The organism is Pantoea sp. SIMBA_079, assembly GCF_046940275.1.
Taxonomy (GTDB): Bacteria; Pseudomonadota; Gammaproteobacteria; order Enterobacterales; family Enterobacteriaceae; genus Pantoea; species Pantoea borealis.
This window is the reverse complement of the sequence record NZ_JAWRYR010000869.1, coordinates 1-239: the sequence shown is the minus strand read 5'-3', so window position 1 is coordinate 239 and position 239 is coordinate 1. Positions and strand designations below refer to the sequence as shown.

At 78.7% G+C, this 239-nt stretch carries 1 protein-coding gene; it reads right to left on the bottom strand.

The features are described 5' to 3' along the window. Positions 1–239, bottom strand: a 239-nt coding sequence (locus tag SB719_RS22410; protein WP_412160069.1) for a hypothetical protein, incomplete at both ends; no start/stop codon positions are given.

Below are 239 nucleotides of genomic sequence, written 5' to 3'. Positions count from 1 at the left end.
ACGACGCCGGCGACCAGGGTCCCGGGGACGAGCCCCGCAGCCGCCCCGGCGACGACAGCGCCCCACGACGCCGCCCCGCGGACGAACGCGGCCACGACCGCGCCGCCCGCAGCCAGCGCCGCGACCGGCACGAGGGACACGACGATCGACGCCAGAGCGTAGGCGATCAGCCACCGGGTGTTCCGCGGCGGCCGTTCTGCAGGCCACCAGTCGTGCACCCGGCCGACGCGCACCGCGGG